Source organism: Litoreibacter roseus (genome assembly GCF_009811795.1).
Lineage (GTDB): Bacteria > Pseudomonadota > Alphaproteobacteria > Rhodobacterales > Rhodobacteraceae > Litoreibacter > Litoreibacter roseus.
In genome coordinates this window covers 1,052,399-1,068,837 of record NZ_BLJE01000001.1, presented here as the reverse complement: position 1 = coordinate 1,068,837, position 16,439 = coordinate 1,052,399, and the positions used below count along the sequence as shown (strand labels likewise).

At 58.5% G+C, this 16,439-nt stretch carries 15 protein-coding genes; 10 read left to right on the top strand and 5 right to left on the bottom strand.

The window, feature by feature from the left end; all coding sequences use genetic code 11:
• Positions 1 to 47: 47 nt before the first annotated feature.
• The 3 genes from der to KIN_RS05305 are packed head-to-tail and all read right to left on the bottom strand — an operon-like array spanning position 48 to position 3,583.
• A complete protein-coding gene (gene der, locus KIN_RS05315) occupies positions 48 to 1,505 on the bottom strand; it encodes a ribosome biogenesis GTPase Der (protein ID WP_159804884.1) in 1,458 nt (485 codons plus the stop codon).
• Positions 1,506 to 1,555: 50 nt separating this feature from the next.
• Complete coding sequence (locus KIN_RS05310) at positions 1,556 to 2,884, bottom strand: outer membrane protein assembly factor BamB family protein (RefSeq protein ID WP_159804883.1); 1,329 nt, start codon at positions 2,882 to 2,884, stop codon at positions 1,556 to 1,558.
• A 54-nt stretch (positions 2,885 to 2,938) separates the two neighbouring features.
• Positions 2,939 to 3,583 carry a tetratricopeptide repeat protein gene (locus tag KIN_RS05305; RefSeq protein WP_159804882.1) on the bottom strand — a complete coding sequence of 215 codons (645 nt, stop codon included), beginning with the start codon at positions 3,581 to 3,583 and terminating at the stop codon, positions 2,939 to 2,941.
• A gap of 258 nt (positions 3,584 to 3,841) precedes the next feature.
• On the opposite strand from KIN_RS05305, the gene KIN_RS05300 reads away from it, so the two are divergent.
• The 5 genes from KIN_RS05300 to KIN_RS05280 are packed head-to-tail and all read left to right on the top strand — an operon-like array spanning position 3,842 to position 11,226.
• A complete protein-coding gene (locus tag KIN_RS05300; RefSeq protein ID WP_159804881.1) occupies positions 3,842 to 5,086 on the top strand; it encodes an efflux RND transporter periplasmic adaptor subunit in 1,245 nt (414 codons plus the stop codon).
• Positions 5,086 to 8,634, top strand: coding sequence for an efflux RND transporter permease subunit (locus KIN_RS05295; protein WP_159804880.1), 3,549 nt, complete (start codon positions 5,086 to 5,088; stop codon positions 8,632 to 8,634). Before KIN_RS05300 ends, KIN_RS05295 begins: the two co-directional genes overlap by 1 nt.
• A gap of 47 nt (positions 8,635 to 8,681) precedes the next feature.
• Entirely contained in the window at positions 8,682 to 9,701 is a 1,020-nt protein-coding gene (alr, locus tag KIN_RS05290) for an alanine racemase (protein ID WP_159804879.1), read from the top strand.
• Complete coding sequence (locus KIN_RS05285; protein ID WP_159804878.1) at positions 9,698 to 10,483, top strand: MlaE family ABC transporter permease; 786 nt, start codon at positions 9,698 to 9,700, stop codon at positions 10,481 to 10,483. Before alr ends, KIN_RS05285 begins: the two co-directional genes overlap by 4 nt.
• Positions 10,480 to 11,226 carry an ABC transporter ATP-binding protein gene (locus KIN_RS05280; protein ID WP_159804877.1) on the top strand — a complete coding sequence of 249 codons (747 nt, stop codon included), beginning with the start codon at positions 10,480 to 10,482 and terminating at the stop codon, positions 11,224 to 11,226. Before KIN_RS05285 ends, KIN_RS05280 begins: the two co-directional genes overlap by 4 nt.
• On the opposite strand, the gene KIN_RS05275 is transcribed toward KIN_RS05280, so the two are convergent.
• Entirely contained in the window at positions 11,223 to 12,002 is a 780-nt protein-coding gene (locus KIN_RS05275) for a transglutaminase-like domain-containing protein (protein WP_159804876.1), read from the bottom strand. The genes KIN_RS05280 and KIN_RS05275 overlap by 4 nt on opposite strands.
• A 341-nt stretch (positions 12,003 to 12,343) precedes the next feature.
• Here KIN_RS05275 and KIN_RS05270 point away from each other — a divergent pair, with 341 nt between their 5' ends.
• The 5 genes from KIN_RS05270 to KIN_RS05250 all read left to right on the top strand — a co-directional run bounded on the left by KIN_RS05270 (position 12,344) and on the right by KIN_RS05250 (position 16,003).
• On the top strand, positions 12,344 to 12,997 hold the full coding sequence (locus tag KIN_RS05270; RefSeq protein ID WP_159804875.1) for an imm11 family protein: 654 nt from the start codon (positions 12,344 to 12,346) through the stop codon (positions 12,995 to 12,997).
• A 279-nt stretch (positions 12,998 to 13,276) separates the two neighbouring features.
• Positions 13,277 to 13,705, top strand: a complete 429-nt coding sequence (locus KIN_RS05265; RefSeq protein ID WP_159804874.1) for a paraquat-inducible protein A — start codon at positions 13,277 to 13,279, stop codon at positions 13,703 to 13,705.
• Positions 13,702 to 14,016 carry a hypothetical protein gene (locus KIN_RS05260; RefSeq protein WP_159804873.1) on the top strand — a complete coding sequence of 105 codons (315 nt, stop codon included), beginning with the start codon at positions 13,702 to 13,704 and terminating at the stop codon, positions 14,014 to 14,016. The genes KIN_RS05265 and KIN_RS05260 overlap by 4 nt, the downstream gene beginning before the upstream one ends.
• Positions 14,017 to 14,032: 16 nt before the next feature.
• A complete protein-coding gene (radA, locus tag KIN_RS05255) occupies positions 14,033 to 15,397 on the top strand; it encodes a DNA repair protein RadA (RefSeq protein ID WP_159804872.1) in 1,365 nt (454 codons plus the stop codon).
• A 21-nt stretch (positions 15,398 to 15,418) separates the two neighbouring features.
• On the top strand, positions 15,419 to 16,003 hold the full coding sequence (locus tag KIN_RS05250) for a CvpA family protein (protein ID WP_159804871.1): 585 nt from the start codon (positions 15,419 to 15,421) through the stop codon (positions 16,001 to 16,003).
• Between the two features lie 9 nt (positions 16,004 to 16,012).
• Here the strand turns inward: KIN_RS05250 and uraH are convergent, their stop codons facing one another.
• The gene (gene uraH / locus KIN_RS05245; RefSeq protein ID WP_159804870.1) at positions 16,013 to 16,363 is read right to left on the bottom strand and encodes a hydroxyisourate hydrolase; all 351 of its coding nucleotides are present in this window, start codon (positions 16,361 to 16,363) and stop codon (positions 16,013 to 16,015) included.
• Positions 16,364 to 16,439: the final 76 nt, after the last annotated feature.

Sequence of the window (16,439 nt, the reverse complement as noted above, 5' to 3'; positions counted from 1 at the left end):
TCGTTCAGGGGTGCCCCGGCCGCAGTGCCAGGCACTATCTTCCCATCTCATTCCGCGCGTCTTGGACCGAGATGTTTCCGCAATTTACTGGGTCCAGGCTTCTTGCGGCCCTTGAACGGGTTCGCGTCATTCTGAGAGCGCATGAACAGCCGAATGGGTGTACCAGGCATATCAAAATCGTCCCGCAACCCGTTGACAAGATAGCGGGAATAGCTCGCGGGAAGTAATTGTGGGTGAGAGCACATTACAACAAATCCCGGCGGGCGGGACTTGGCCTGCGTCATGTAGCGCAGCTTGATGCGCTTGCCTTGGGGTGCAGGCGGCGGATGTTGTTCCAACATACCAGTCAACCAGCGGTTCAGGGCAGCGGTTGGTATACGTCTGTTCCAAACCTCGTGCGCCTCAAGGATCGCTTCGCGCAACCGCTCCAGCCCACGACCTGTCAGCGCAGAGACGGTGATCAGCGGCGCCCCACGCAATTGTGGCAACAAGCGATTGAACTGCTCTTTCAGGGCGCGCAGCTTGTCCTGCTTTTCGCCCTCGGTGTCCCATTTGTTGACAGCCAAAACGACGGCGCGCCCTTCCCGCTCAGCCAGATCGGCGATCCTCAGATCCTGCTGTTCGAACGGAATATTCACGTCCAAAAGGACCACGACCACTTCGGCAAATTTCACGGCCCGCAAACCGTCAGACACGCTGAGTTTTTCCAGCTTGTCCTGAACTTTCGCCTTCTTCCGCATTCCCGCGGTGTCGAAAATCCGGGTCGGGGTGCCCTGCCAGTCTGTTGTAACAGAAATAGCATCCCGTGTAATTCCTGCCTCCGGACCGGTAAGCAACCTATCTTCGCCAATGATCTTGTTAATAAGCGTCGATTTCCCGGCATTCGGGCGCCCGACGACGGCAATCTGCAAGGGCTTGCCGGAATGGGGCGCGACGTAGTCTGGCACCTCGTCGCCTTCATCCACGTCGATATCGACTTGCGGCTCAACTTCTGGCGCGCTTTCCGTTGCAGCCTCGATGAGAGGCCTCAATTCAGCTGCAAGCTCGCCCATACCTTCGCCGTGCTCTGCACTGAGCCTCAGAGGTTCTCCCAGACCGAGGGCGTAGGCCTCGAGCAAACCGCTTTCCCCGGCCCGCCCTTCGGCCTTGTTCGCAGCAAGAATGACGCGTGCGGACTTTTTGCGCAGAATATCAGCGAATACCTCGTCGGCGGGTAAGACCCCGGACCGCGCATCGACGACGAAAAGGCAGGCATCCGCCATCTCGACGGCGCGCTCGGTCAAGCGGCGCATACGCCCCTGAAGGCTTTCATCAGTCGCCTCTTCCAGCCCCGCGGTGTCGATCACCGTAAAACGCAGATCTCCCAGACGCGCGTCGCCCTCCCGCAGGTCACGGGTCACACCGGGCTGGTCATCGACCAGCGCCAACCGCTTGCCCACCAAACGGTTGAACAGCGTGGACTTGCCCACATTCGGGCGACCGACAATGGCCAGTGTGAAAGACATGAGACGCGCTCCGACGGAAGATCAGGGGCGCGTCTTACAGGCAAATGGCGTCAACGGAAAGCGGCGAGTTGCCCCCGTCCCGTTACGACATAAAGAGTTCGGTCAACAACCGCAGGATTGGCCGATGCGCCGCCATTGACGGACACGCGCCCCACCAAGGCGCCGGTCTCAGGATCGAAGCTGCGGATCTGCCCATCATTGGACGCTACGATTAGGCGTCCGCCAGCAAGAACAGGCCCGTAATGAGCAAACACGGCCTTGCGCCGCTTCAGGCGGGACCGCGTAAAATATGGCAGTTCCGTTCCCCAGATGCGTTCGCCGGTTTCGGCATCGAGGCGTACCAACTCTGCTTGATCAGAAATCAGGAAGAGACTGTCGCCCGCAGGCCAAACAGGCGAATAGGCCCCTTCGCTGGCGGTCCAGATCCGTTCGCCGGACCCCGCATTCAGCGCTACAGTTCGTCCGCTTTGATTGCCCGCATAAAGGCGGCCATTGGCCACCACCGGATCACCTGTGATGTCGGAGAAGCTGGCATAGGCCCGCCCACGCCGCTCGCCCGCGACGGAAGAAGACCAGACGCGGATGCCCGACCGCTTGAGCGTCGCCGACATCTCACCAGAGCTGAAGGGAAACACCACGAGCCGTCCGTTGATCACAGGACCCGCCCCGCCGATCATAGCCGTGTCAGAGGGCGTTCCGGCCAACTGCCAGCGGATCCGTCCGTTCGTGACGTCCAGCGCCCACGCCTGATTGTCGCGGCTGATGACGTAGACCAAACCGTCGCTGACGGTGGGCGACGCCGTAACAGGCGCGTCAAGGCGCTGACGCCAAACGGTGGCTCCGGTCTCTGGGTTGATCGCGAACAACTCTCCGAAGCCGGTGGTGGCAAACAATAAGCCTTCACCGACCGCCAGACCGCCGCCGGTCGCCTCTCGCGCGTCGTCCACGGCCGGGACAAGTCCGCGGGACCACAACGACGCGCCCGACGTGCTCGTTGCACTCACGCGGCTGGAACTGTCGAGCGTGAAAATTCTGTTTCCGGCAACAACCGGGTCAGCCGTGATGCGGCCACGCTTCCGGTCACCATCCCCGATATTGGCAGTCCAGATCAGACGCAGATCCGATCCCAGCGCCGGATGATCAATCTGATGGCGATCCTTACCATTTCGATGGGTCCATGCGGTGTGATTGACCTGAGGAGGTGCTGCGAAGGCACGTGGTGCGTCTGCGTTACCTTGGACCGGCCGTGCCTCACCGGCTTGCGGCAGGTCATCGCGGATATCAAACCTTGGGCCGTCGAGCACCAATTGCTCTTCCCCGCAGGCCACAAGCGCGACCAGAACAATTCCGAATGTCAAAAATCGCAATGTGCCGCTCATGACTGCTCCGCCCCGCTTGATACCCGAATAATCACCACACAGACTTTGTCTAACCTAGCCGCCAAGGTCGCCCCCAAGCGCCACAATCAACTCTGTCGCGCGCTGTTGCAAGCCCGCTGTCACGCCCGCTTCGTCCAACATCTCGCGCAGCAAATCCATCGCCTCTTCGCGACGACCTGCATCAATGAGCACAAGGGCGACCTGTTCGCGGGCCAGAAGGCGGAACGGGCTGTTACTGTCGGCAATTTCCCGGAACGTCGCCAGCCGCTCTTCGGTCGGATTTTCGGGTGACTGTGCGAGGGCCGCTTTGAACTCGGCCAGATCCCGATAGACATCGGGCGCGTCGGAATTGTTTGCCACGCCGTCCAAAAGAGAGCGTCCCGTTTCCGTATCGCCCGACGCAAGCGCGTCCGCACCAGCCATCAGATTGGCCAGCGCCTGTTGCTCTGGATTAGAGGTTGGAATTTCCGACAGGGACACACCCTGATCCTCTGCAGCAATACCGTCCAGCAGCGCATCACCGAAAGCCTCGGCGCTTCGTTGTGCGGTCGCTTTACGGTATTCGTTGAACGCAGCCCCGCCGATGAGAAGCACAACAGCCAAGCCGCCGATCCAACCCCACCGCTTGAGCAGAATGAACAACCGGTCCCGGCGCACCTCTTCGGTGACTTCCTCGATAAAACTGTCGGTATCGCTCATGCCTCGCGCCTCCGCCCGCTTGTTTCTAATGCGCGTTGCGGCCTTCTATCCTGAACGGGCAAACCTTGCCAAGAGCAGACACGATCACGAACATTCCAGACCTTTGTCATGCACTTGCATCAATCCGCCCACGGGATTAATCTAAACTGGTCGGTTCAGCGTAAGTAAGGTATCACCTATCTTGCCAAGTTGGCTGGTCTGATCTTTATACGCGCCCGGTGCGCACTTCAAAACGCCGCGTCGCGGCAGGACGAACACATGCGGTTTTTTTCAATTATTACGGCGATTTTGGTTGCCGGAGCGCTCTATCTTCTGGTTTTTGAGCGGGATCGGGTGTCTGAATTTGCCGGTGCAGCAGATGATGTGGCGGTTGAACCGGCGGCTGCGGCACCCGCAGCAGAAGACGTCCAGCCTGCGACGGAAGACGGCGTCCGCCGCGTTTCGGTGGTCGCCATCAGATCTGAAGCGCAAGAGATTGACAACGCCGTGATGTTGCGTGGGCAGACCGAGGCTGCGCGTCAGGTAGATATCCGCGCTGAAACATCCGGCCTTGTCGAAAGCGAACCTTTGCGCAAGGGCAGTTATGTCGAGCGTGGGCAAGTCATGTGCAAAATTGATCCCGGTACACGCGAAACGGATCTGGCGCTGGCCAATGCCCGCTTGCCCGAGGCGAAGGCAAAATTGCCCGAAGCCGAGGGACGTCTTGCCGAAGCGCAGGCGCTATTGGAAGAAGCGCGCATCAATGACAACGCCGCTCAGAAGCTCAGCCGGGACGGATTTGCGTCTGACACGCGTGTTGCGTCGACACGTGCTTCGGTTCAGTCCGCCTTGGCAGGCGTTGAAACGGCTAAGGCAGCCGTTCAATCAGCGATGGCGGGTGTTCAGTCTGCCGAGGCCGCCATTTCCTCCGCCGAAAAAGAGATCGACCGACTGACGATTAAGGCTCCTTTTTCAGGGCTGCTGGAGACGGATACGGCTGAGCTTGGCGCTTTGCTGCAACCGGGATCGCTTTGCGCGAACATCATTCAGTTGAACCCGATCAAGCTGGTGGCCTTCGTGCCGGAAACAGAGGTGGCAAATGTCGCTGTTGGCGCCTCGGCCGTTGGGCGGACCACTGCAGGCCAGGAACTGCAGGGCCAAGTGACGTTCCTGTCACGGTCATCAGACCCAGAGACACGCACCTTTCGGGTCGAGATCACCGTATCGAATGAGGATCTGGGCCTCCGAGACGGTCAAACCGCTGAAATCATGATCGGCGCGGACGGCAAGGCCGCGCATCTCTTGCCCGCGTCCGCTTTGACACTGGACGACTCGGGCACGCTGGGCGTGCGTGTCGCAGTCGACAACAAAGCCGCTTTCGCCCCGATCACTATATTGCAGGATACCACCGAAGGCGTCTGGGTTTCAGGTCTTGATCAGACCGCTGAAGTGATTGTCGTGGGACAAGAATATGTGACCGATGGCGTTCAGGTCGATGTGACCTACCGCGAGGAGGGCACCTGATGACAGGTATCGTCGATTGGGCCGGGTCACGTGCCCGGATGATCATTGCCTTTGTGATCATGTCGCTCGTGATCGGATGGACCGCCTATCAGGGTCTGCCAAAAGAAGGCGAGCCGGATATTGAAATCCCGGCGCTCTTTGTCTCCGTTCCCTTCCCCGGTATCTCTGCGGAAGACAGCGAAAAGCTTTTGGTCAAACCGATGGAGTCGAAGCTTCAGGACCTTGACGGTCTGAAAACGATGACGGGCACCGCGTCGGAGAACTACGCAGGCGTGGCGCTGGAATTTGAATTCGGGTGGGACAAGACCAAAATTCTCGCAGACGTGCGGGACAAAATGACCCAAGCCGAAGCGGAGTTCCCGGAAGGCGCAGATCAATACACGATCAATGAAATCAACTTCTCGGAATTTCCCATTGTCATTGTAGCCTTGTCCGGCGACCTGCCGGAGCGGACATTGCTGCGGGTGGCGAAAGACCTGCAGGACACGTTGGAAGCACTGCCGCCAATTCTTGAGGCCGGGCTTGCGGGCCACCGGGACGAAATGCTGGAAGTGATCATCGATCCGCTTGCGCTGGAGGCCTACAACGTCACCGCCGGAGAGTTGATCAACACGGTCACAAACAACAACCTGCTGATCGCTGCGGGCGAGGTCGAGACAGAACAAGGCGCGTTTGCGGTCAAGATCCCGTCTTCCTTCGATGAGCCCCGCGATATCTACGACCTGCCCGTCAAGGTGAACGGGGACAGGGTGGTCACACTCGGCGACCTGGCCGAAATTCGTCTGACCTTCGAAGACCGCACCGGGACCGCCCGGTTTAACGGCTCCGAGACGGTTGCGTTGCAGGTCGTGAAACGTAAGGGCTACAACATCATCGACACCTCCCAACTGGTCCGCGACACCGTTGCGGCGGAACGCGAGACATGGTCCGGGGATCTGCAAGACGCGATCCGGGTCGATGTAACGCTGGACCAGTCCAAAACCGTCGCCAACATGGTGCAGCAGTTGGAGGGATCGGTCCTGACCGCCATCGCGCTGGTGATGATCGTTGTACTGGCCACGCTTGGCACGCGGTCGGCATTGCTGGTGGGCTTCGCAATACCGACCTCCTTCCTTCTATGCTTCATTCTGCTAGGGATCATGGGTATCTCGATCTCGAACATCGTGATGTTCGGCCTGATCCTTGCCGTCGGCATGCTTGTAGATGGCGCCATCGTCGTCGTTGAGTACGCCGACAAGCGCATCAGCGAAGGCGTCGGCCCGATGCAGGCATTTGTCGAGGCGGCCAAGCGGATGTTCTGGCCAATCGTGTCCTCCACCGCGACGACGCTTTGCGCTTTCCTTCCGATGCTCTTCTGGCCCGGCGTCCCGGGGGAGTTCATGGGAATGCTGCCGGTCACCCTGATCTTCGTCCTCTCGGCGTCGTTGATCGTGGCGCTGATCTATCTGCCCGTTCTGGGCGGTGTTTCCGGTCGGGTGTCACGGCTGATCGGATATGGCTCCGACGCGCTGCGCCCTTTGCCTTTCGTCGTCCGCCTCGCGATCTGCGCCATTGGGGTCGGGCTTTTGTTCATCGCAGCCATGCAGCTTTTGAATCCCAGCTACATCTTGCCCATCGAGCGCAGTGAAGGCGGTGCGCTTGCCAGCATCTTCGCTGTCGTCTTCTTCACGCTCGCCGCAATGTTTGCTTCAACGGCCATGGGTGCCGTGTCACGTCCAAAACGCGAAACCCGCATCAACGCAGGTTACCGCCGGTCGGCTTTTGGCAAGTTCATCAACTTCCTTGCCGGCAATCCGGTCATGCCATTGGTCGCAATCGGCGCCGTGATCACCTTTGTGATCGTCACCTTCACGACCTTCAGCGCAAACAACAATGGCGTCGAATTCTTTGTGGAGAGCGAGACCGAACAGGCCATTGTCTACGTCCGCGCCCGCGGAAACATGTCGCTCAGCGAAAAAGATCAGGTCGTGCAACAGGTTGAAGACGTCATTGCAACTGTGGACGGCATCGACAGCATCTTCGCCTTCGCTGGCGAAGGAGGTCTCGACACCAACACAGGTGGGGCATCAGGGCCACTTGATACAATCGGCCAGATACAGATCGAACTGGCCGAATGGGGCACACGCCGCGATGACATCGAAATCCTTGACGAGATGCAGGAAAAGATGGACCGGATCCCCGGCATCCGAACCGAAATCCTGTCTCAGGACCGGGGTCCTGCGGACGGTAAGCCAGTCAACCTGCGCCTCAAGGGCGACAATTGGATTGAACTGCAGGAAGCCACACGGATCGCCCGCGCCAAGTTTGACGAGACAGACGGCCTGATCACGATTGAGGACACGCGCCCCCTGCCCGGCATCGACTGGCAGATAGATGTCGATGTGAAAGCCGCAGGCCGCTACGGGGCCGATGTGGCCACGGTTGGCGCGATGGTTCAGCTTGTGACACGCGGGCTGCTGTTGGATGAAATGCGGGTCGACACCTCTGACGAAGAGATCGAGATCAGGGTCCGCCTGCCCGAAGACTCCCGTGTTCTGTCGACGCTCGACACACTGAAGGTGCGTACGCCAGATGGTCTGGTCCCGCTCGCGAACTTCATCAGCCGCAAGCCTGTCAAGAAACTGGGCCAGATCGACCGTATCGATCAGAGCCGCTATTTCGATGTGAAGGCAGACGTCACACCCGGGCTGACCAATGACGACGGCGCCGTTATGAATGCCAACGAGCGTATCGCGTATCTGACCGACTGGATCGAAACCGAGAACCCTTTGCCCAACTCCGTCAGCTACGAATGGGCGGGCGACACGGAAGAACAAGCCGAAAGCCAAGCGTTCCTCAGTTCGGCCTTCGCAGCGGCGCTTGGCCTGATGTTCATCATCCTGCTGGCCCAATTCAACAGCTTCTACAACGCGGTTCTCGTTCTTGTGGCCGTCGTTCTATCCACCACAGGGGTCTTGATCGGCATGCTGGTCATGGATCAACCCTTTTCGATCATCATGACCGGGACAGGCATCGTGGCGCTGGCCGGTATCGTGGTGAATAACAACATTGTCCTGATCGACACCTATCAGGAATATTCCCAATACATGCCCCGGCTGGAGGCGATCACCCGCACTGCAGAGGCGCGCATTCGCCCGGTTCTGCTGACCACCATCACAACGATGGCGGGCCTGGCCCCGATGATGTTCGGACTGTCTCTGGACTTTATCGGCGGCGGATACTCCGTGGACAGTCCCACTGCGCTCTGGTGGAAGCAGCTCGCTACGGCGGTCGTGTTCGGCCTTGGAATTGCAACGGTTCTGACCTTGATCTTCACACCCGCCCTTCTGGCCTTGCGCGTCTGGCTGTCACTGGGGGCCTACGCATCCGTCAAACAATTGCGCGCGCTTGGTGGACGGCGCTCGCAGTCGGCGCGGGATCTTTTGCTGCGCAAACAGGCATCCAAAGTGCGTGACCCGCTATTAATCTGGACGGAGGACGATGCCGTCGTTCCACAGACAACCCCGAAGATCGAGCATGGGTCACAGCCGCTCAAAGCTGCGGAATAGATGGAAACGGGTTGACGTTGGCGGCCCGTCTGCCGACAAGCGAACGCATGGGAACGGGACACCTCCACATTAATCTGGGCGCAATTGTCGAGAACTGGCGCGCACTTGACCGACTGTCTGCGGGCGAGACAGCAGCGGTGGTGAAGGCAGATGGCTACGGCATGGGCAGCGCACGGGTCGCACGCGCTTTGGCAGCAGCAGGTGTCCGCCGGTTTTTCGTCGCCGTCGCCGAAGAAGGTGCAAGCCTGCGCGCAACCCTTGGTCCCGATGTCGAGATAAACGTGTTTTCGGGGCACATGGCAGGCGACACAAGGCGCCTGAGCGATCTGGGCCTGATCCCTATGTTGAACAGTCCTGAGCAGATTGCCCGCCACACAGCCGAGTTGCCGGATCATCCCTTCGGGCTGCAGCTTGATACAGGCATGAACCGCTTGGGGTTGGAGACCTATGATTGGTCAACGGACCTCGCAGCGGGTGCCACTCTGATCCTCAGCCATCTTGCCTGCGCAGATGATCCGGATCATCCGGCCAACGCCGCGCAACTTGCCGCATTTTTGGACATGACCGCTGGGATTCCCATCCCGAGATCTCTTGCGGCCACCGGTGGGACGTTGCTGGGGCCGGATTATCATTTCGACCTGACCCGCCCCGGTGTGGGCCTCTACGGCGGGGCGCCCTTTGCGGACGCGCAGCCTGTCGCTACGCTTGACCTGCCGATCATCCAGACGCGGCGCCTCAGAGCGGGCGAAAGCGTGGGCTATGGTTGCACCTTTACCGCAGAGAAAGACACGGTCATTGCCACGGTATCCGGCGGCTATGCCGATGGTCTGATCCGCGCGATGTCTGGCCGCGGGACTCTCTACGCGGGGGACACGCCCTGCCCCATCGCAGGCCGCGTCTCGATGGATCTGATCAGCGTTGACGTCACCGATCTGGACGCCATCCCGGATCACCTGACCATTCTGGGACCGCATCAAACCGTGGACCAGTTGGCAGACGCCTGCGGGACCATTGGATACGAAATTCTGACCGGGCTTGGGGCCCGCTACGCCCGGACATATTCATGACATACGCGCTCAGTTTTCTTGCAGGCCTTGGGGCCTTGACCTTGTCGCTGCTAGCAGCGCTCGGACGTATCACCTTATTCACGCTCGAAACGATCAGCCATTTTTTCAGACCGCCCTTCTACTTCAAGGAGTTCGGGCACGCTGTTCTGAACATTGGATATTTCTCCCTTCCGGTTGTGGGCCTTACGACAATTTTTACCGGCGGTGCCCTGGCGCTGCAGATTTACGCAGGCGGCGCGCGGTTCAATGCGGAAGCTGTGGTACCTCAGATCGTGGCTATCGGGATCGTGCGGGAACTGGGACCGGTTCTGGTCGGCTTGATGATCGCCGCGCGCGTGACCTCTTCGATTGCCGCCGAAATCGCCACCATGAAGGTGACAGAGCAGATCGACGCACTCGTTACACTCTCGACCAACCCAATGAAATATCTGACGGCCCCGCGCGTTCTGGCAGCGCTGATCGTGGTGCCCTTTCTGGTCGCTGTCGGCGATATCATCGGCATCATGGGCGGTTGGCTTCTGGCGACCCAAACACTTGACTTCAACTCTGCCACCTACCTGCGCAACACCGCTGATTTCCTTGAGGCGTCTGACATCGTCTCCAGTCTCGTCAAAGGATCGGTCTTTGGCGGCATCGCCGCACTCATGGGTTGTTATTTCGGCATGAACTCTGGCAGAGGGGCGCAAGGTGTTGGGCGGGCCACCAAGGGGTCCGTCGAGGCGGCAGCTGTGCTTATATTGGCGGCTAACTTCGTGCTTACAGGGATATTCTTCGCGTCATGATACGGATGGAGCAGGTTAAAAAATCCTTTGGAAGCAACCATGTACTGCAAGGCGTTGACCTGCATATTCCCAAAGCGGAGAGCATGGTCATTATTGGTGGGTCCGGCACCGGCAAGTCCGTCGCGCTGAAATGCATTCTTGGCCTGGTGCGCCCCGACAGCGGGCGGATCATGGTGGATGGGCAGGACGCAAAAACCGCGGAACGGGACGCCTTTCTGGCGCGGTTCGGGATGCTGTTTCAAGGTGCTGCCCTTTTTGACAGCCTCAGCGTCTGGCAGAACGTCGCGTTCCGCCTCCTGCGCGGCTCGCTCAAGCGCCCGAAGGACGAGGCCCGCGAGATTGCCATCGAAAAGCTGCGCCGTGTTGGTCTGAAAGCGGATGTGGCCGACCGTTATCCGGCAGAGCTGTCAGGCGGCATGCAAAAGCGCGTTGGTCTCGCCCGGGCGATCGCTGCTGACCCCGAGATCATCTTCTTTGACGAACCAACCACCGGCCTAGATCCGATCATGGCGGGGGTTATCAACGATCTCATTCGCGAAATCGTGGTCGAGATGGGGGCCACAGCCATGACCATAACCCACGACATGAGCTCAGTCCGGGCCATCGCCGACAAGGTCGCGATGCTGCACGACGGTGTGATCCAGTGGACCGGTCCGGTGGGCGATCTGGATGCCTCGGGCGATCCTTACGTGGCGCAATTTATCAGCGGCTCGCCTGATGGCCCGATCGAGGCTGTACGCTAGTCCAATTCTTGGACTTCGACAGATTGCTGCACCATCTGAATCATCTCGAAGCTGGTTAGGAAGGCCACATCTGCCGCATCCCGTCCAACGCCGATAACCGCCAAGGACGACGCATCGGTCATGTCCGTCGCATCAATGAGTTGCCATGCGCCATCAAGAAATACTTCTGCAACAGCATGAAAGTCCTGCGGCTTTACGCCCGGGCCAAACGCGCTGACAAACCGTGCGGGGATTGCAGCGGCTCGGGTCAACGTCACCATCAGATGCGCAAAATCCCGGCAAACCCCGTGGCGCTGCACGAATGTATCTAGGGCGGTGGTCTGTGCCGTGCTGGCCCCGGGCGAATACGTGATCTTAGATCTAACCCAGTCTTTTACGGCATGTACGAGTGCGCCGCCTTCTAGGCCCGCAAACTCCGCTTTAACCAGCGACTGGAATTCGTCTGACGGGCAATACCGAGAAGACAACAAGTATTTCACCGCGTCACCGGGCAGTAGGTGACATGGCGTGGCGGCAAGACCTGAGAAATCTGGGATCGTTCGGTTTATCTCCACCGCCGTATTCAGCATGCAAGAAAACATCTCTTCCGCTCTGATCCATATGCGCTCGCCTACAGCGTCTTCACCTGGCACACGCGCGAAGTGCGCGGTATCCGATGTGCCGAGGTGAGCGGATGTTACCACCTGCCCCGGGATCGCCGCCGGTTCAATCTGCATCAGCATGTCCGTCGGATGATCCAGCCGATATTTGAGATGCACGTCGATCTGTAGCTTCATGACGTCTTCCTGGTTTTCCTATGGTAAAGCTTGGCGGTGACCCGCGGCGCAAGTTCGACTGGCATCAAGTGCTGTTGCGAACGCCCTGTTGGTGATGGTTGAAACAAACATTACCGGAAAAGCCAAGCGATCTTGTTACAAGATAGGCTCGGGCTCAGCTCACCTGTTGATCTTTGATACTGAGTCCGCGCCCATCTGCTGCGATTACACAAAGGACCAACTTTAGCTGAAGCGCACCTTCGACAAATGTATGGACCAATCAGGCCGAATCTCATCACAGCACGCTTGGTCGACGCAGAAACGCTGGAAAAGATGGGGGCGAGTAAGGTGGGAGACGCGAAATGAGTGAACATGTTTGGGTCAGTACAGCGCCCGGTAGCGTCGCTGCTGAGTTTGGTTTTCACTGGCCGACTGCACAATACGATCTGCCCCAAAGCATCGAAGCCTCTGATGCGCTGATGCTCGACAGTGAGAAAGGAGTTCCCCTTCCTTCTGATCGCTTTCCAAGTGTATTGGAGACGAAACGTACCCCCACAAAGGGAGACCCACACAAGTGGAAACTCCCGAAGAAACTTCCGCATTATGTCAAATGGATATGTCCCGTGGTTTCAAAAGACATTGCCGATGTTATTCGACAGTTTGATATCGGAGAAAGCAATTTCTATCCCGTTGAAATGCGCCGGGCTGACGAAGATAAGCCATATGAGCAGGAGTTCTTCATCATCAATGTCGAAGTGGCAAAAGATACGATCGTTCCGGATCAGTCACCGGCGGCTCAAGAGCGCGGGCCCAAGGCAAAACCCTATTATCGTTTGCGGGCCTTTGAAGACGATCAGATTTCTGTCAAGTCTGGCGTGCTTGGATCTCCCGATATCTGGGTCGATCCAATTGTGAACGGCGGAGAGTTCTTTGTGAGTGACAAACTACACTCTGCGCTCATCGCGACGAAACTCGCTGAACCGCTTCAATTCATGCGTTGCAGTGTTTTTGGCTAAGCTTTTTTATTAGTTGCCTTTGCTAGCAACAAAAACTGCCATTGGGTGCGTTCTGTCAGCAAGCCTACATCAGTCACGACACAGTACATCGGTCGCTTGGGCGCTGTTCGGACACGCACCATCGCATGAGACGGAGTTTCTCTCCGTAAAGTTCAAAAGCTTCCGCATAGAGAAAAATCAAACATAGCCAATATTTTTGCAGCGCACTCGTCGACTTGATCAACATGCGGTTCGCAGGAACAGTTTGACAATTCCGATCTCGCGCGGCACCTCGCGCCTATGTGGTTGAAGTCGCTTAATCTGTCCTTGTTGGTCCTGTTTCCTATCTCGTGGACCGCCCCGCTGCTAAAGGCTGGCCTTCTGCCGTTCTTTGCACTCTCTGAAATATCCGTTTTGACCGGATTGCAGGCTTTATGGGCCAAAGATATTTTTCTGGCCGTGGTCGTTACGCTTTTCGCCTTAGTCGCGCCGTATCTGAAAACGGTTGGCCTGGCGCTGGTTCAATTCGGCCTTGCTTCGCCCAAGCTGCTGCCGACCATCTCGGTCATGGGCAAGCTGGCCATGGCAGATATATTCTTGATCGCGCTCTATATTGTCTTGGCGAAAGGTGTCGGGATCGGCCGGCTGGAAACGGGTTGGGGGCTCTACCTCTTTACCTTCTGCGTTCTGCTGTCCCTCTTCCTGTCACAGATGGAAAAGCGACAATGATCATTCAGGCACTGGCAGGGATTATCCTCGGCTTGGCCGTGTTCGGCGCCTTGATGTGGTCGGGATACCGTGCCGCGTTGACCGAAGGAGCCGTAAGGTATGTGAATGCGGCACTCAGTGTTTCCACGCTTCTCGGCATGGTTGCCGTCACAAACAACTGGCCCGGTCCAGCGCTGATTGTTGGCCTCGGTTGTGCCCTTCTGGGTCTTATAGCAGTGCGCTACGAGGCGGGCTGGTCACGATTGCTGCCATTGATGCAGGCGATTTTCGGTGGCGCGCTGACTATCGGCTTGCCGTGGATGGGCGGTTAGGCCAAACCCGGACCCGATGGCAAAACAACCCTCCTTCACCTGCACCTCTTGCGGCGCCTCCCACACCAAATGGTCGGGACAATGCGACGCCTGCGGAACATGGAATTCCATCGTGGAAGAGGCTCCGCTGTCTGCGGGTCCAAGCAAGAAATCACTTGGCAATGTGCGCGGCAAACAGGTTCCTCTGTCCGACCTGTCCACGAAGGATGATCCCCCTGCTCGAACCGTATCGGGCGTGGCCGAACTGGACCGCGTGCTGGGCGGCGGGCTGGTGGAGGCCTCTGCGATACTTGTGGGCGGCGATCCCGGCATCGGCAAGTCCACCTTGTTGCTGCAGGCTGCTGCGCGCTTTGCGCGGGGCGGGATGGATGTGATCTATGTCACCGGCGAGGAGGCAGCAGAGCAGATCAGACTGCGCGCCGCACGGCTTGGACTTGAAAACAGCCCGGTTCGATTGGCGGCCGAGACCAACCTGCGCGACATCCTGACGACGCTTGATGCGGAACAACCGAAACTGGTGGTAATCGACTCGATCCAGACCATGTGGGCGGACAACGTCGACAGCGCGCCGGGATCGGTCAGTCAGGTCCGCGCCGCATCCCATGAGTTGATCAGCTTTGCCAAACGCCGCGGGACCTCGGTCATTCTCGTGGGGCATGTCACAAAGGAAGGTCAGTTGGCCGGTCCACGCGTGGTCGAGCACATGGTTGATACGGTGCTCTATTTCGAGGGCGAACGCGGACACCAGTTCCGAATTCTGCGTGCGGTCAAGAATCGCTACGGACCGTCAGACGAGATTGGGGTGTTTGAAATGACCGGGCGCGGCCTGGCCGAAGTCACCAATCCATCCGCGCTGTTTCTGGCGGATCGCGACCGTCCAGCGCCCGGTTCGGTCGTTTTTGCGGGCATCGAAGGCACCCGCCCGATGCTGACAGAGATACAAGCGCTGGTGGCGCCATCGCCCCATTCACAGGCGCGACGCACGGTTGTTGGGCTCGACAGCCAGCGTCTTGCCACCATTCTAGCGGTGCTCGAGTCCCGCTGCGGGATCCCTTTTGCAGGCCTTGATGTCTACCTGAACGTCGCCGGTGGAATGCGCGTAAGTGAGCCCGCAGCCGATCTGGCTGTTGCCGCTGCGCTACTTTCCGCCCGCGAAGACACTGCTTTACCCTCGGATACGGTGGTTTTTGGTGAAATCAGCCTTTCAGGTGCGCTAAGGCCTGTAACACAGGCAGAAAACCGGCTGAAAGAGGCCTCAAAGCTCGGCTTTGCGTCCGCCATCGGTCCGGAGCAGAAAAAACAGGCGCGTGTGCCCGGAATGACACTGCGCACAATGACCGATCTGGTGTCATTCGTGCAGGAAATGTTCGGGACCGACTAACGCCCGAAGGAGAGAGAGAAGATGGAAGGTTTCACCATAATCGACGGGGTCGCCGCTGGCGTGATCGTCATTTCGGCGATCCTCGCCTATTCCCGTGGTTTTGTGCGGGAGTGTCTGTCAATCCTCGGCTGGATCATCGCCGCCGTCGTGGCCTTCATGTTTGCCCCGCAAGCTGTTCCACTTGCAAAAGAAATTCCCTATCTCAACACGCTGATCGAAGGGTGCGAGCCTGCAACGATCACCTCATTTGCCTTGGTCTTTGCCGTGGCCTTGGTAGTCGTTTCGATCTTTACTCCGATTTTTGCGGGCGCCGTCCAGCGCTCTGCCCTTGGGGGCATTGATCAGGGCTTGGGGTTCCTGTTTGGCGTCGCACGTGGCCTGCTTTTGGTCATCGTGGCAATCGTGATCTACGAGCGCGTCGTTGCGGATCAGGCCATTGCGATGATCGATGACAGTCGTACAGCACAGGTCGTGGCGCAAATGTCGGAGCCGATTGATGATCTGATCCCGACAGATGCACCGGGCTGGATCGTTGGGACCTACGAGGATCTTATCAGCGATTGCACGGCTGCTGAGCCAGCTGGCACCGGGGCATCCGATACCTGATTTTCGGGCCTAGCTGCCGCGATAGGTAGAGTATCCAAACGGGCTGAGCAGAAGTGGCACGTGGTAGTGATCATCCGTGCTCATCCCGAACCGGATCGGAATTTCATCCAGAAACCGTGGGTCCTCGGGCGGCACACCGACACGGTCGAGATAGGCGCCCGCGTTGAACACAAGCTCGTAAGTGCCTTGCGCGAAGTCACCTTCCGGTAAAATGGCGCTGTCTGTGCGCCCATCTTCGTTGGTGGTCATCGTCACGATCTTCTGACGTGATTGGCTGGTCACCCGATAAAGACGGATCTCAAGACCTGCGGCCGGTCGGCCCAAAGCTGTGTCCAGAACGTGCGTCGTCAGATAGCCCATTTCGTTTCCCCTGAACCGTGAATTGGCAATATGGATGCGCTGCGAGAAAGATGCGATAAAATTCTTGGCATCTTCG

Excerpts from the sequence above, each read along its gene's own strand:
- der (WP_159804884.1), bottom strand. The coding sequence starts at position 1,505 with ATGTCTTTCACACTGGCCATTGTCGGTCGCCCGAATGTGGGCAAGTCC.
- KIN_RS05310 (WP_159804883.1), bottom strand. The coding sequence starts at position 2,884 with ATGAGCGGCACATTGCGATTTTTGACATTCGGAATTGTTCTGGTCGCG.
- KIN_RS05305 (WP_159804882.1), bottom strand. The coding sequence starts at position 3,583 with ATGAGCGATACCGACAGTTTTATCGAGGAAGTCACCGAAGAGGTGCGC.
- KIN_RS05300 (WP_159804881.1), top strand. The coding sequence starts at position 3,842 with ATGCGGTTTTTTTCAATTATTACGGCGATTTTGGTTGCCGGAGCGCTC.
- KIN_RS05295 (WP_159804880.1), top strand. The coding sequence starts at position 5,086 with ATGACAGGTATCGTCGATTGGGCCGGGTCACGTGCCCGGATGATCATT.
- alr (WP_159804879.1), top strand. The coding sequence starts at position 8,682 with ATGGGAACGGGACACCTCCACATTAATCTGGGCGCAATTGTCGAGAAC.
- KIN_RS05285 (WP_159804878.1), top strand. The coding sequence starts at position 9,698 with ATGACATACGCGCTCAGTTTTCTTGCAGGCCTTGGGGCCTTGACCTTG.
- KIN_RS05280 (WP_159804877.1), top strand. The coding sequence starts at position 10,480 with ATGATACGGATGGAGCAGGTTAAAAAATCCTTTGGAAGCAACCATGTA.
- KIN_RS05275 (WP_159804876.1), bottom strand. The coding sequence starts at position 12,002 with ATGAAGCTACAGATCGACGTGCATCTCAAATATCGGCTGGATCATCCG.
- KIN_RS05270 (WP_159804875.1), top strand. The coding sequence starts at position 12,344 with ATGAGTGAACATGTTTGGGTCAGTACAGCGCCCGGTAGCGTCGCTGCT.
- KIN_RS05265 (WP_159804874.1), top strand. The coding sequence starts at position 13,277 with ATGTGGTTGAAGTCGCTTAATCTGTCCTTGTTGGTCCTGTTTCCTATC.
- KIN_RS05260 (WP_159804873.1), top strand. The coding sequence starts at position 13,702 with ATGATCATTCAGGCACTGGCAGGGATTATCCTCGGCTTGGCCGTGTTC.
- radA (WP_159804872.1), top strand. The coding sequence starts at position 14,033 with ATGGCAAAACAACCCTCCTTCACCTGCACCTCTTGCGGCGCCTCCCAC.
- KIN_RS05250 (WP_159804871.1), top strand. The coding sequence starts at position 15,419 with ATGGAAGGTTTCACCATAATCGACGGGGTCGCCGCTGGCGTGATCGTC.
- uraH (WP_159804870.1), bottom strand. The coding sequence starts at position 16,363 with ATGGGCTATCTGACGACGCACGTTCTGGACACAGCTTTGGGCCGACCG.